Source organism: Nitrincola tibetensis, assembly GCF_003284585.1.
In the GTDB taxonomy this organism is placed as follows: Bacteria; Pseudomonadota; Gammaproteobacteria; order Pseudomonadales; family Balneatricaceae; genus Nitrincola; species Nitrincola tibetensis.
Genome location: NZ_QKRX01000013.1, coordinates 1 through 15,239, shown reverse-complemented (window position 1 = coordinate 15,239; position 15,239 = coordinate 1). Strand labels below are relative to the sequence as shown.

At 47.2% G+C, this 15,239-nt stretch carries 12 protein-coding genes; 10 read left to right on the top strand and 2 right to left on the bottom strand.

Annotated features, from left to right (window positions below):
- The first annotated feature begins 47 nt into the window (after positions 1–47).
- Both cysB and thrH read left to right on the top strand, forming a co-directional pair.
- Positions 48–1,022 (top strand): HTH-type transcriptional regulator CysB, encoded by a 975-nt coding sequence (gene cysB / locus DN062_RS14940; RefSeq protein ID WP_112160109.1) that lies wholly within the window; start codon positions 48–50, stop codon positions 1,020–1,022.
- An 80-nt stretch (positions 1,023–1,102) separates the two neighbouring features.
- Positions 1,103–1,720, top strand: coding sequence for a bifunctional phosphoserine phosphatase/homoserine phosphotransferase ThrH (gene thrH / locus DN062_RS14935; protein WP_112160108.1), 618 nt, complete (start codon positions 1,103–1,105; stop codon positions 1,718–1,720).
- Between the two features lie 47 nt (positions 1,721–1,767).
- Here the strand turns inward: thrH and DN062_RS14930 are convergent, their stop codons facing one another.
- Positions 1,768–3,597 (bottom strand): methyl-accepting chemotaxis protein, encoded by a 1,830-nt coding sequence (locus DN062_RS14930; protein WP_162301310.1) that lies wholly within the window; start codon positions 3,595–3,597, stop codon positions 1,768–1,770.
- A 249-nt stretch (positions 3,598–3,846) separates the two neighbouring features.
- Positions 3,847–5,235: an aminodeoxychorismate synthase component I gene (gene pabB, locus DN062_RS14925; protein ID WP_112160106.1), complete on the bottom strand. Its 1,389-nt coding sequence runs from the start codon at positions 5,233–5,235 to the stop codon at positions 3,847–3,849.
- A 108-nt stretch (positions 5,236–5,343) separates the two neighbouring features.
- On the opposite strand from pabB, the gene DN062_RS14920 reads away from it, so the two are divergent.
- The 8 genes from DN062_RS14920 to DN062_RS14885 form a co-directional block, all read left to right on the top strand.
- On the top strand, positions 5,344–6,204 hold the full coding sequence (locus tag DN062_RS14920; protein ID WP_112160105.1) for an alpha/beta fold hydrolase: 861 nt from the start codon (positions 5,344–5,346) through the stop codon (positions 6,202–6,204).
- 300 nt (positions 6,205–6,504) lie between these two features.
- The gene (locus DN062_RS14915) at positions 6,505–7,218 is read left to right on the top strand and encodes a GntR family transcriptional regulator (protein WP_112160104.1); all 714 of its coding nucleotides are present in this window, start codon (positions 6,505–6,507) and stop codon (positions 7,216–7,218) included.
- A complete protein-coding gene (gene prpB, locus DN062_RS14910) occupies positions 7,211–8,104 on the top strand; it encodes a methylisocitrate lyase (protein WP_112160103.1) in 894 nt (297 codons plus the stop codon). Before DN062_RS14915 ends, prpB begins: the two co-directional genes overlap by 8 nt.
- Before the next feature lie 57 nt (positions 8,105–8,161).
- Entirely contained in the window at positions 8,162–9,292 is a 1,131-nt protein-coding gene (gene prpC / locus DN062_RS14905) for a bifunctional 2-methylcitrate synthase/citrate synthase (protein ID WP_112160102.1), read from the top strand.
- A gap of 97 nt (positions 9,293–9,389) precedes the next feature.
- Entirely contained in the window at positions 9,390–11,975 is a 2,586-nt protein-coding gene (gene acnD, locus DN062_RS14900; protein WP_112160101.1) for a Fe/S-dependent 2-methylisocitrate dehydratase AcnD, read from the top strand.
- Between the two features lie 21 nt (positions 11,976–11,996).
- Positions 11,997–13,175 (top strand): 2-methylaconitate cis-trans isomerase PrpF, encoded by a 1,179-nt coding sequence (gene prpF, locus DN062_RS14895; protein WP_112160100.1) that lies wholly within the window; start codon positions 11,997–11,999, stop codon positions 13,173–13,175.
- 516 nt (positions 13,176–13,691) lie between these two features.
- Positions 13,692–14,543 (top strand): tyrosine-type recombinase/integrase, encoded by an 852-nt coding sequence (locus tag DN062_RS14890; protein ID WP_112160099.1) that lies wholly within the window; start codon positions 13,692–13,694, stop codon positions 14,541–14,543.
- A partial coding sequence (locus tag DN062_RS14885) for an IS91 family transposase (RefSeq protein ID WP_112160098.1) occupies positions 14,540–15,239 on the top strand: 700 nt, incomplete at its 3' end. The genes DN062_RS14890 and DN062_RS14885, both read left to right, overlap by 4 nt.

Sequence of the window (15,239 nt, the reverse complement as noted above, 5' to 3'; positions counted from 1 at the left end):
CTTGTCCGTTATAAATGGTTAATTTTTTATAATCAGGTACTAATAACATGAAGCTTCAGCAATTACGCTATATATGGGAAGTGGCCAAGCATGATTTGAATGTTTCGGCCACCGCACAAAGCCTTTACACGTCGCAGCCTGGTATTAGCAAGCAGGTTAGGTTGCTAGAGGATGAGCTAGGCGTTGAAGTTTTTGCCCGAAGTGGAAAGCACTTAACGCGTGTTACCCCTGCAGGTGCTGCAATTCTCCAGATTGCGGGCGAGATTCTGCAAAAAGTTGAAAGCATCAAGCAAGTTGCCCAAGAGTTTAGTGATGAGCGCAAAGGAAGCTTGAGCATCGCAACTACTCACACACAAGCGCGTTATGCTTTACCGCCCACCATCAATGAATTCATTAAAATGTACCCTGACGTTGCACTGCATATGCATCAGGGAACGCCTATGCAAATATCTGAGATGGCAGCAGACGGTGAGGTTGATTTCGCCATTGCAACCGAAGCGCTCGCACACTTTCCTGATTTAATTATGATGCCCTGTTATCACTGGAATCGTTCCGTTGTTGTTCCGAAGGATCACCCGTTAGCCCAAGTGAAAGAGTTGACCTTGGAGCGCTTGGCCGAATTTCCAATCGTGACCTATGTATTTGGCTTTACAGGGCGGTCTAAGCTGGATGATGCCTTTATTAAGCGTGGTCTGGAGCCTAAGGTTGTGTTTACGGCAGTGGATTCGGATGTCATCAAAACCTATGTGCGTCTAGGGTTGGGTGTGGGAATTATTGCGTCAATGGCGGTTGATCCTCTGCAAGATAGCGATTTGGTTGCTTTGGATGCTTCGCATTTATTTGAAGCGAGTACAACTCGAATCGGCTTTCGTAAAGGCAGCTTTTTGCGCAGTTATATGTATGATTTTATTCGGTTGTTTGCCCCACACTTAACGCCTGAAATGGTGGATAAAGTTCAAGCCTGTGGTAATCGATACGAAGTGGATGAGTTGTTTGCTGATATTGAGTTGCCGATGCACTAAGACAAAACCCTAAGGATTTTGTTGAATATCACTGTGTCACCCAGTAGATTAGCGTTTTTAAATCAATAGTGGAGGTGTTTGTGGAGTTAGCCTGTCTTGACCTAGAAGGGGTGTTGGTTCCTGAGATTTGGATTGCGTTCGCAGAAGAGACAGGAATTGATGCGTTAAAAGCCACGACCCGAGATATTCCCGATTACGACGTCTTGATGAAGCAGCGCTTGCGTATTTTGGATGAGCACGGACTTACCTTACCGCAAATTCAAGAAACCATCAGTCGTTTATCTCCTCTGGAAGGTGCAGTTGAGTTCGTTGACTGGTTAAGAGAGCGCTTTCAAGTCGTTATTTTGTCAGATACCTTCTATGAGTTTTCTCAGCCATTAATGCGTCAGTTGGGTTTTCCGACCTTGCTCTGCCACAAGTTAGAGGCTGATGATCAGGGGCGTATTACAGGGTATACCTTGCGTCAGAGAGATCCAAAGCGTCAGTCAGTACGAGCCTTTCAATTGTTGAATTATCGCGTCATTGCGACGGGTGACTCTTACAACGACACCACGATGCTGACACAGGCGGAGTCCGGTATTTTGTTTCATGCACCGGAAAATGTCATCCGAGAGTTTCCTCAATTTCCGGCTGTGCACACCTACGAAGATTTAAAGAAAGAATTTATCAAGGCCAGTGTGAGGGATTTAACCTTATAAGGCTAGATAGCCTCTACCCAAGCGGGCTTGGGTAGAGGTGTGATAGATTAAACTTTAAAGCGATCTGTGAGAGATTTTAGCGTATTCGCCATATCACTCAACTCTCTTGAACGTCCTCTTGAAATATCAGCTTGATCGGCTAAATTGTCAGCCAATAGCTTAATACGCTCAGTGTTGCCGCTAATTTCAGTGGTTACTGCGTTTTGTTCTTCAACAGCACTCGCAATTTGTACGGCCATGTCACTGATGTCGCAGCTTGCTTTATCAATTAACTGAAGACGGCTTGCCGCTTGAGCAGCGCGGTCTGCGTTTTCGTAAGCTTGATCTAAGCTGCTTGTCATCATTGTCACAGAGCGAGATGTCGAATGCTGCAGTTCGCTGATCATCTTTTGAATTTCTTCAGTCGCTTGATGAGTGCGTTGCGATAGCGTTCGGACTTCATCCGCGACTACAGCAAAACCGCGGCCTTGATCTCCAGCGCGAGCCGCTTCAATGGCCGCATTCAGTGCTAATAAGTTGGTTTGTTCAGCTATTCCCTGAATGTTAACCAAAATGCTGGAAATGTTTTGAACATGTCCATTGACATCATTAATCGCACTGGTGCTAAGAGAGATTTGTTCGGCTAGCTCAGTTGTTTTGACTCGGTTTTCATTCACAACAGACAAGCCTAACTGAGTTGAATCGGCTGCATTGCGAGCTGCATGAGCGGTTTTTTCGGCATTTCCAGCGATCTCGGCTGTCGCGCATGACATTTCTTGGGCCGCGGTTGCGAGTTGCGTTAACTCTTGATGCTGATCTGCAATTTGATCTAAGTTGAGCTTCACTTGAGCGGCAGTATTGCCAGCATCGTCTTTAATACGATTTGCCAGGTGAATAATCTCTTGAATAGTTTGACGCAGGTTGTTTGTAAACTTGTTGAAGGCATTGCTCATGCGACCAAATTCATCATCTGTGTCAGCGCTGAGTTTACGAGTTAAATCACCTTCACCTTCAGAAATATCATCAAGCGCTTTTGCGAGATTTTTCAGTGGGCGCATTAAGTACTGAACAAGCATGTAGAGTAATAGTGCCGCAATGCCAAGAATAAGAATACTGAGTATGCCTAAACGCCATGCTAAGGTATTCATAGCGGCATAGGCATCACTGCGTTTTACCAAGAGTAAAAAAGTCCAATCAGCCGACTCTATCTTGATGGAAGACAGTAACCACTTTTCTCCTTTATATTGAATGTCGTTAATGGTGTAGACAGCCGGAATATTAGTGTTAGAGAGCAGTTGTGAGAAGGGTTTGCTCACCTGAGAGGCATCCGGATGTGCGATTACTTTCATATCCTTGTCTAGCATCCAAACTTCTGATGTCCAGCGAGAGTCTATCGCTAGGAGTTGAGTAATGACATTTTTGATACTAATGTCACTGCCAATGACCCCACGAGCACCGTTACGCAGGGGAGCTGCTAACGAAATAATCAATTCGCCACTGCCTGCATCTACGTAAGGTGGAGTGACGACCATACGGTTTGCTTGCAAGGCTTGTTGGTACCAAGGCCGTGTTCTCGGATCGTAATCAGAAGGCAGTGAAGCCGGTGGTTGGGATTGCCACATTCCGCCTTGATCTGTGCCGGCATAAACAAGATCAAAATTACCCGCAATTCGGGAGAGCGTTAGAGGAGCCTTTGCTTCATCATCGCTACCGGGCAACTCTGCCGTTAGCGCGTTGATGATATCGAACTTAGCATTTAGCCAGCCATTGGCAAAGGTTTGTATGTTTTTCAACGTGCTGTTGATTTCGGCTTGAATGCCATTGTTCACCTCCTGCTGAAGTAGGCGTGAAGAAAGGACCCCTAAGGAAACTAAGGCGATAATCAACAATGCAAGCATTGAACTGAGAATCTTTGATTGAAATGAGAGCGGCATCAGTGGAAGCCCCATAGTCTGTACTGTTTATGAGTTATAATTTATCTATGCCTTATGCTTGGCACTTGTCAGGTTGAATGTGTCTATCGTCTTATATGCAACTACTCCACTATGGTTAGCTTAACCGCATTTAATAAATAGTATTAAACGGTTCAGTTAAAGAATTGTTAATAAACTGGCATCTGTCAAATGAAAGCCATGCAATTCGTCAATTTAGAAATCCAAAAAGTGCATTTCAAGATTTTGAAGTAGATTGTTAACCTTGTTAAAGGTTTCTTGGTACTCCGAAGCGATATCAGAATCAGCGACAATGCCGCCGCCTGCCCAACAGTAAATCTGTTGTTGCTCACACAGCAGCGTTCGGATTGTGATGCTGCTGTTCATATACCCACAGGCGCTAATGTAAGCAATCGATCCACAGTAAATTGAGCGGCGGTGTGGCTCAAGTTCATCAATGATTTCCATCGCTCTGATCTTAGGCGCTCCCGTAATGGACCCCCCCGGAAAACTGTGTTTTAACAGATCGAGCGGAGTGAAAGGCTTGTCTAATCTTCCTGTGATGCTGCTGACGAGGTGGTGTACATTTGGATAGGTCTCTAAAGAAAAAAGCTCTGGGACTTTTACCGAACCTGGCTGACACACTTTACTGAGATCATTGCGTAGAAGGTCAACGATCATTAGATTCTCTGCGCGGTCTTTTTCAGAATTGCTAAGTTCTTCTTGTAAGGCTAAGTCAAGATCGGGATCCGAGTCGCGGGGGCGAGTGCCTTTAATCGGTCGCGTTTCAACCTCTCCTTGGGCATTGCACCATAAAAAACGCTCTGGTGATAAAGATAGAACAGCGCCTTGGTCATTTTCGATATATGCGGCGTAAGGAGTAGGGGCAATACGCCTTAGTGCTGTCCAGGCTTGCCATGGGTCTCCTTCAAAAGAGGATTGGAAGCGCTGTGCAAAATTGATTTGGTAAACGTCACCCGCGTGGATGTATTCATCCACTTTCTCAAGAGCATCTGCGTAGCGCTTTGCACTGAGGTTGCTGATAAAGGGCTTGTTGAGTTTGAATTTTGGCCTTTCTGCAGCGTGGTGCGCAGGTTGGGTCAAACGCTCAACTAAGCGTTCAGCATCTTGGCTGTTTATCCAGTCTGAGTGATAAACCAAATGGCTGTGTTGTTGATGGTGATCAATCACCACTGCCCAAAGATAGCGTCCAATCTCAAGATCCGGGTAGTGAATGTCGGCTTCCGAAATCGAGGGGAGCTTTTCTAGATGGCGCCCAAGATCATAACTGAACGAACCGATCAGGCCTGTGTTGAAGGGGGCTTGAAGATCAGTGGGTACTTTTAGCTCCTCCAACCACTCATTTAAGATTGAAAAAGGCTCTTTTTGCGTCAGGCTCCAGTCAGATGAAGAGACTCCTCGAATCCAAGTGCCTTGATTGTTCACTCTTAGCTTACGATCAGGTGCCGCTGCAATAATGTCATAGCGTCCAAATTGGCTTTCAGGTTGACAGCTGTCTAATAAAACGGCATCGCCCAGTTCGCGAATTTGGTTAAAAATCTCGATTGCTGTCAATTTGAAAGGAAGCGAAATGTACTCAATCACCGTGCAGTCCTGTGACAAAAGTCTAATTCTACTCTGCTTGGTAGGCTTAGGCGAGATTGTTGCTTAACAAAGGTATAATGTTCGCTTCATTTAAGTTTGGGTTAGGTTATGAGAAAAATTTGCCCTAGTGAAAAGCAGCAACTGCTTGTGCTCGATCAGCGCATTGTTTATCGGCTTTATCGTAATCCCAATGCCACGTCTTCGAGACGCTTAGTGCTTTTGCATGGAGCAGGTGTTGCGGGTCAAGATACTTGGGAAATGCTGATTCAGTATACTCAGCAATGGGATGAAATACTTGTGCCCGATTTGCGTGGTGCGGGAGAAACCCAATACCCCGATGGCATTGAGCATCCATTTACCTTAATAGAACTCGTAAATGATATCGCTCAATTGGTTGATCATTTAGATTGGAGGGTCTTTGATTTAGGTGGTTATTCATTGGGTGGTTTAGTCGCTATGCTGTTAAAAGAGCGCTTTACTGATCGAGTAGAAAAGCAATTTCTGCTCGAATCCGCCTTGTTAGATCGCACTTGCCTTGATGAAACGATTAGGCTTCGTGATCGATATTCGCAAGCAGCCGAGTTTCTGCGCTCTCAAGATCAGGAGCAGGGGATACGTCAGTTTCTGAATACCATTTCGCCTAATCGAAAAACCACCGCTCAAGTGGATGATCTTGCTGTCAGTCGTTTGGCTCGGCGTCCCGTGGGATTTTCTTGGTCACTTGATGCCGTAAGTCAGGCCATTCGGCAACTGGATCGATCCAAGTTGTTGGCCGCACAGGGGGATGTAACCAGTTTCATCGGAAGCCAAAGTGTGCAGATGATGCATCAGTTACACTTGCAACTGGCCGAACAAATGCCAAATTGGCACTATATTATGGTAGCAGGTACGGATCATTCCCTGCCTTTTCAGAAGCCTCGGCAAATTGCCAGAATCATGAACGATGAGTTGCTTCGTTATTTGTCTTGATGACAACAAGGCGAGCACTCAATCAACTTTTCTAATCGCCTCGAGAGATCTGGCTATTCGCTAGATTGTAGACAGTTTGGTAAGGGGTTAAGGTTAGCTTAAAAAGCTATTTTAAGTGATTTTTTAAAATAGCTTTAATTTCAAGTGCTTGAGTATTTTTTCCTGTAAGGGTAAATCTTAATGCGCATTTCATACTTTTGTCTAGTGTAGACAATTTAGCCTGTTTCAGGTGTTGACTGGTCGTTTTTTGCTCGGTAATGTAGCGTTACATAAAAATTGTCGACAATGTGAAGGGTCGCAATGATAAATAAAGACAATGTAACGCCTCTCGAACCCGCTACACGCACTTTAGCCGATAGAGTCTGTCAACAGATTGTTACGGCTATCGTCAAAGGCGAGTTACCTCCAGGCTATAAAATCAGTGAGCCAGAACTGGCTCGTATGTATGGCATCAGTCGTGGGCCGCTTCGAGAAGCGATTCGACGCCTTGAAGGCTTGCGTCTTATCGAACGAAAACCACATATCGGCGCCCGCGTGGTCAAGTTGTCGGTGCATGAGCTAATTGAAATTTACCATGTACGCGAAGCCTTAGAAGGCATGGCTTGCCGCTTAGCTGCGCAAAACATGACCGACGCTGAAATTAAGGCATTAAAAGACTTGCTAGACCATCATGAGCGCTCGGTAGAAGAGAAAGAGTGGAGCAGTTACTTTCAAAAGGAAGGCGACTTGGATTTCCACTACCGAATTGTTCAAGGCAGCAAAAATGAAAAGCTTTTAGAGCTTTTAGGTGCCGATCTATATCACTTGGTGCGGATGTACCGCTACCAATTCAGTGTCTCTAGCTCACGCCCAAAACGTGCGCTTAAAGAGCACCGTCAAATCATCGATGCAATTGATGCACGAGATCCCGAATTAGCAGAAATGTTGATGCGTCGTCACATCAGTGCGGCACGTCGTAATATCGAAAATAAACTGAACACTGTGACTCATTTGAAAGGGGAAAAAAATGGCTAATCGATTATCAGCGGGCGCTCGTTTCCGCAAAGCCTTAGCAGAAACCCAACCGCTACAAATTGTTGGCACCATCAACGCTTACCACGCAATGATGGCAACGCGTGTGGGCCATAAAGCAATTTACCTTTCAGGTGGTGGAGTAGCGAATGCATCTTACGGTTTACCTGATTTGGGTATGACCTCTTTAAATGATGTGTTGGAAGATGTTCGTCGTATTACCAGTGCTGTCGAAACCCCTTTGTTGGTTGATATCGATACAGGCTGGGGTGGTGCATTTAATATTGCACGTGCGGTTAAAGAAATGATTAAAGCAGAAGCCGCTGCGGTTCATATCGAAGACCAAGTCGCTCAGAAACGTTGTGGCCACCGTCCAAACAAAGAAATTGTGTCTTTAGAGGAAATGGTTGACCGTGTTAAAGCCGCTGTTGATGCCCGTACCGATGATGACTTCTTTATCATTGCACGTACTGATGCATTCCAACAAGACGGTTTAAATGCCGCGGTTGAGCGTGCTCAAGCCTGCTTAGAAGCCGGTGCTGATGGTATTTTTGCAGAAGCGGTGCACACGCTTGAAGATTACAAAGCCTTTGCAGAAGGTATTCAAGGTCGTCATTTATTGGCGAATATCACTGAGTTTGGTGCAACGCCTTTATTTAACACCAAAGAGTTGGCCGAAAATGGTGCCAGCATGGTGCTGTATCCCTTGTCTGCATTCCGCGCTGCCAACAAAGCGGCACTGAATGTCTTTGAACATATTCTAAACGATGGCGACCAAAAAGCAGTGGTCGACACCATGCAAACACGCATGGATCTTTATGATTTCTTGAATTACCACGATTTCGAGCAAAAGCTAGATGCGCTGTTTGCCGAAGGTAAAAACAAGTAATTCAATTCAGATTAAGCTTCTGGGGGGCAAAGCTCTCCGGTGTAGAAGGAGACCAAAATGGCAGAAGCAAAACAACTCAGTGGTGCAGGTTTACGTGGTCAATCCGCAGGTCAAACCGCACTTTGTACTGTGGGTCAAACGGGTGCAGGCCTGACCTACCGTGGTTACGATGTTAAAGATCTAGCAGACAATGCACAATTTGAAGAAGTGGCTTATCTATTGCTTTACGGAAAGCTGCCCACTCAAGTTGAGTTGGACGGTTATAAAGCACGTTTGAAGTCTATGCGTGATTTACCGACTGCATTAAAAACCGTTTTAGAGCAAATCCCTGCCGATGCACATCCGATGGATGTGATGCGCACGGGCTGTTCTATGCTGGGTAATTTAGAAACAGAAATGGATTTTTCAGAGCAGCATGACAAAATTGACCGCATGTTGGCTGTGTTTCCGGGCTTGATTAACTACTGGTACAACTTCACACATCACGGTAAACGTATTGATGTTAACACTGAAGCTGACTCGATTGCTGAGCAGTTTTTGTGGACGTTGCATGGAGAAAAGCCAGAGCCTTTGCATGTCGAAGTGATGCATGCTTCATTGATTCTGTACGCAGAGCATGAGTTTAATGCTTCCACCTTTACGGCACGTGTCTGTGCATCGACTCTGTCGGATATTCACAGCTGTGTGACAGGTGCGATCGGGTCTTTACGTGGACCTCTGCACGGTGGTGCGAATGAAGCTGCGATGGACATGATCGAGAATTGGACTTCGCCTGATCAGGCTGAAGATGCCATCATGGGTATGTTGGCTCGTAAAGATAAGATCATGGGCTTCGGTCACGCCATTTACCGCGACTCTGATCCGCGCAACGCCATTATTAAAGAATGGTCAAAAAAACTCTCTGCTCAAGTGGGCGACACCCATCTTTATGCCGTATCTGAGCGTGTCGAAGCCGTCATGTGGCGTGAGAAAAAGCTCTTCTGCAATGCGGACTTTTTCCATGCGTCGGCCTATCACTTCATGGGGATTCCGACCAAGCTGTTTACCCCGATTTTTGTGTGCTCGCGTGTCGCGGGTTGGACAGCTCATGTGATGGAACAGCGTGCTAATAACCGCATCATTCGCCCCAGCGCTGATTACACAGGTCCTGATAACCTTGATTGGTTGCCTATCGACCAGCGTGCGTAATGCCTTTGCTCGGCCAGTTACTCTAACTGGCCGAGTATCGCCGCACCCTAATCAGGCCTGTCAATGACATTATAACGACTCAACGGAGTCTACCCAGATGAATACTGAATACCGCAAAGCCCTTCCTGGCTCTACGTTAGATTATTTTGATACCCGTGCGGCTGTTGACGCGATTGAAGCGGGTGCTTACGAAAAACTTCCTTATACCTCTCGCGTGTTGGCTGAGCAGCTGGTGCGTCGTTGTGAACCTGAGCTGCTGACAGACGCGCTCACGCAGTTGATTGAGCGTAAGCAAGAAATCGACTTTCCTTGGTATCCTGCACGTGTTGTCTGTCACGATATCCTCGGTCAAACCGCACTGGTTGACCTGGCCGGTTTACGTGATGCAATCGCCGAAAAAGGGGGAGATCCTGCGAAGGTAAACCCAGTCGTACCGACCCAGTTGATTGTCGATCACTCTTTATCTGTTGAGTGCGGTGGCTTTGATCCTGACGCGTTTGAAAAAAACCGTGCGATTGAAGACCGTCGCAACGAAGACCGTTTCCACTTCATTGAATGGACTAAAACGGCCTTTGAAAATGTTGATGTTATCCCGGCGGGTAACGGCATCATGCATCAGATCAACCTCGAAAAAATGTCGCCCGTTATTCAAGCGCGTGATGGCGTTGCGTTTCCGGATACCTGCGTAGGTACGGATTCCCACACGCCACATGTCGATGCACTGGGCGTTATTGCGATAGGTGTCGGTGGATTGGAAGCCGAAACTGTTATGCTGGGTCTTCCCTCCATGATGCGCCTGCCTGACATTGTTGGGGTGGAGTTGGTTGGCAAACGTCAGCCAGGCATCACTGCAACGGATATTGTACTGGCCCTGACTGAGTTTTTGCGCAAAGAGCGTGTTGTCGGTGCCTACTTAGAGTTCTTTGGTGAAGGTTCGTCAAGCCTTAGCATTGGTGATCGTGCCACTATTTCCAACATGACGCCAGAATATGGCGCCACTGCAGCAATGTTCTACATTGACGAACAAACTATCGATTATCTCAAGCTCACCGGGCGTGAACCTGAGCAGGTGGCGTTGGTTGAGAACTACGCGAAGGTAACAGGGCTGTGGGCGGATAGCCTAAGCACGGCTCAATACGAGCGTGTTTTGAAATTTGATTTGTCGAGTGTTGTGCGTACCATGGCAGGTCCGTCTAATCCCCATGCGCGCGTTTCTACAGCTGATTTGGCCGCAAAAGGTATTGCCGGTCCTTGGGTGAAAGAAGAAGGTTTGATGCCTGATGGTGCTGTTATTATCGCGGCCATCACCAGTTGCACCAACACCTCTAACCCACGTAACGTTGTAGCGGCGGGTTTGTTGGCGAAAAAAGCCAATGAGCTGGGCTTGCTGCGTAAGCCTTGGGTCAAGTCATCCTTTGCCCCCGGTTCCAAAGTGGCCAAGCTCTATTTAGAAGAAGCGGGTCTATTAACTGAGCTGGAAAAACTGGGCTTTGGTATCGTTGCGTATGCGTGTACTACCTGTAATGGTATGTCCGGTGCCCTTGATCCCGTCATTCAGCAAGAAATCATTGATCGTGATCTCTATGCAACAGCCGTTTTGTCCGGTAACCGTAACTTTGACGGTCGTATCCATCCGTATGCCAAGCAAGCTTTCCTTGCGTCACCCCCCTTAGTCGTGGCCTATGCCATTGCGGGTACCATACGTTTTGATATTGAAAAAGATGTATTGGGGACAGATCAAGCAGGTAACCCAGTGACCTTGAAGGACCTTTGGCCAAGCGATGAAGAAATCGATGCCATTGTCGCGAAGAGTGTGAAGCCTGAGCAGTTCCGCCAAATCTACATTCCTATGTTTGATTTGGATCGTGGTGAAGCCGCTAAGAGCCCGCTCTACGATTGGCGTCCGATGTCGACGTATATTCGTCGTCCTCCTTATTGGGAAGGTGCATTGGCGGGTGAGCGTAGCATGAAGGGTATGCGTCCTTTAGCTGTCTTACCTGACAACATCACCACCGATCACTTGTCGCCCTCAAATGCCATCATGATGGACAGCGCAGCGGGTGAGTATCTTCATAAAATGGGCGTGCCTGAAGAAGATTTCAACTCCTACGCGACGCACCGCGGCGATCACCTGACGGCCCAGCGTGCCACCTTTGCGAACCCGAAACTGATCAATGAAATGGCCGTTGTGGATGGTAAGGTCAAGCAAGGCTCTCTTGCGCGAGTCGAGCCGGACGGTACCGTGATGCGTATGTGGGAAGCGATTGAGACCTACATGGAGCGTAAACAGCCACTGATCATTGTAGCCGGAGCCGACTATGGTCAGGGTTCTTCGCGTGATTGGGCGGCGAAGGGCGTGCGCTTAGCCGGTGTAGAAGTCATTGCCGCTGAAGGTTTTGAACGTATTCACCGCACCAACTTAATTGGCATGGGTGTGCTGCCGTTGCAGTTTGAAGAGGGGACGACGCGTCAGACCCTTAACATTGACGGTACCGAAACCTATGACGTAGAAGGCGAGCTGACACCACGCGGACAGATGACATTGGTCATCAACCGTAAAAATGGCGAAATCCTGCGAGTGCCGATGCTATGCCGTTTAGACACCGCTGCAGAAGTGCGCGTTTACCAAGCGGGTGGTGTCTTGCAACGTTTTGCTCAAGATTTTCTTGAGTCGACCCACTAATTAACAGGCAGGAGCGAGACCATGTCGAGTCGCCCTCAAATTAAGATCCCCGCCACCTATATGCGTGGCGGCACCTCGAAAGGGGTGTTTTTTAGCCTGACTGATTTGCCAGAAGTGGCACAAGTTCCGGGTGAAGCACGCAACAAAATTTTGTTACGTGTAATTGGAAGCCCAGATCCGTATGGCCAACAAATTGATGGTATGGGGGGCGCAACCTCCAGCACCTCTAAAACGGTGATACTGGCCAAAAGCGAACAGCCGGATCATGATGTTGACTATTTGTTTGGTCAGGTCGCGATCAATAAGGCCTTTGTTGATTGGTCGGGCAATTGCGGCAATTTGACCGCTGCCGTCGGTGCCTTTGCGATTAGCAAAGGGTTGGTTGATCCTGCGCGTGTACCTGAAAACGGAATTTGCGTGGTGCGAATTTGGCAAAAGAATATCCAAAAAACCATCATCGCCCATGTCCCCATTACCAATGGTGAAGTTCAAGAGACCGGTGACTTCGAGCTGGATGGTGTGACCTTTCCTGCGGCTGAAGTAGTGATTGAGTTCATGGACCCCGCCGATGGTGAAGGTTCGATGTTTCCAACGGGTAATCTAGTGGATGATCTTGAGGTTCCGGGTGTTGGCACGTTCAAAGCAACCATGATTAATGCCGGTATCCCAACTATTTTCGTCAATGCGGCGGATATAGGGTATACAGGCACAGAGCTGCAAAAAGACATCAACTCCGATGCAGAAGCCTTGGCTCGTTTTGAGACTATGCGTGCATACGGTGCGGTGAAAATGGGCTTGATTCAGGATATCTCTGAAGCGGTTGCGCGTCAGCACACGCCCAAGATCGCCTTTGTTGCACCAGCAACGGACTATGAGGCATCCAGTGGTAAGTCGATCAGCGTCAATGATATTGACGTGTGTGTGCGCGCCCTATCCATGGGTAAGCTCCATCATGCCATGATGGGCACAGCCTCTGTTGCAATCGCGACCGCGGCTGCGGTTCCAGGTACTCTGGTTAACCTTGCAGCGGGTGGTGTTGAACGTGATGCGGTTGTCTTTGGTCATCCATCCGGCACCCTGCGTGTTGGTGCAGCGGCGGCTGAAGTGGATGGCGAATGGACGGCCACCAAAGCGGTGATGAGCCGCAGTGCGCGAGTATTAATGGAAGGGTGGGTACGTATCCCCGGCGACACCTTCTAACCCCATTCTAAGGCTCAGGTTTCAGGTTCTGAGCTTTAGAAGTTTGCCCTGTGCAAATGTGCATCTGAGTCTTCGGACTCACCTATCTTGTCCCCGGCTTGCCGGGGTTTTTTATGAGTGTTTGTATTTGCTTTGTGTGCACCAGCAGATTGTCGGGGGGCATATGTCTGGTCGCGAATCGCTTCTAGGGTTTGTTGTTTAGGGGTTGAGTTTCTGTATAAATATACAGTTTATTTTAGTGTTTCAATCGATTGGCACGAATAGTCGATTAAATATGTTATTAGGTCGCTCGGTTTGTACTGGTTATTTCAAAAAAACTATATTAGGATCAATGTATTATTAACTTTGCGACCAGAATAACGTGCCTGAGTGATTTGACGAACCGTGCGTGCTCGTTTTGAAGTATATTGACTTGAGTGAATTTTCAAAAAGTGCTTTAAAAACAGGTGAGTATATGCGNTCCCTTAGTTTTTTGTCCACACTTAAATCTCCTTTAATCACTAGGAGGTTTAAGCCATGTCGCCACTTCGTCAACACGTCATCGATAAGATGACTCTCCAAGGTTTCACCAAAAGTACTTGCCGAGCTTATTTATACCAGCTTACGGAGTTGGCTAGATACTTTCATCGCTCACCTGATGAGCTTACGGAACGTGATCTGCAAGCCTATGTTTTGTACCTGATACGAGAACGTGCCTGGTCGCGATCCAGTTGCAGGCAAGCGGTTCATGCTATTCATTTCTTATTCAATAAAGTGCTCGGTAGGCCGTTGAACTACCTACAGCTTCCTTATCAGAAGAAAGATCAAAAGATCCCAGACTTACTCTATCCAGATGAAGTGCATTCGATTATTCAGCATTGTACGCATTTGAAGCAGCAATCGGCTATCGCATTATCGTATGCGACAGGGATGCGCATTGGAGAGATTTGTGCACTTCGTATTGATGATTTAGATGGCCCACATAACCGCATAAAGGTACGCCAAGGTAAAGGCAATAAAGATCGATACGTTCTATTTCCTGAGGGTGTTAAGCGGCAGTTACGATGTTATTGGCAACGCTATCGGCCAGTAGATGTGTTGTTTTATGGTCTAGATAAGCATCGTACCTATGATCCCAAGTACTTAAGGTTGGAGGTTAAGGATGCAGCCAAACGAGCAGGTATAAGCAAAACTGTGCGTTTCCATAGCCCGCGTCATGCCTTTGCCACCCATCAACTGATGGCGGGTATGCCTTTGACCCGTTTGCAGCTTCTATTGGGGCATCGGCAGTTGTCGACGACTCTAGTCTATCTACAATGGATAGCGATGATGGAGCCCTGTCAAAAGGTCTCGGAAGATTTACTCGGTCCTGCATGGTGCGTTTCATGAACGTGTTAGGATTGGCGCAAGTGATCGAGCACTGTAAACAACAAGGAACCCTTCGCGCTACACCCAGACAATGGCAAGTTCTCAATCATATCTGTGATTGCCGTACTTCAGCTATGGGGGCAGCGTTGTATCGATGTGATGCATGTCACTCGCAATGGCTGTGGTATCACAGTTGTCGGGATCGGCATTGTCCTCAGTGCCAGACAAATGCCAGCCGCACATGGTGTGAAAAACAAAAGGAACAGTTACTGCCAGTATCTTACTTTCATCTGGTATTCACGTTACCCCATGAACTTAATGATTGGGTAAACGATTACGCAGATGTCATTTACCGATTGCTATTTCAGTCATGTTGGAAGACGCTTCATGTGATGGGGCAGCGTAAACTGCATGGGCAACTTGGAATGACGGCCGTTCTTCATACATGGGGACAGAAACTAACGCGCCATGTGCATTTGCACTGTTTAATACCTGCAGGTGTCATTAGGTCCTCACAGTCATGGATAGGTCGAAACAAAGGATACTTATTGCCAGTAAAAGCGCTCTCTAAACGGTTTAGAGGATTGATGGTGAGTGCACTTCGAGAGACGAAAGTGAATGGCGGTTTCTCATCGATTTGCACTGATGAATTCGATCGCACCTTAACGCAGGTAATGAGTAAGCCTTGGTGCGTTTATAGCAAGGCTGCGATTCAGT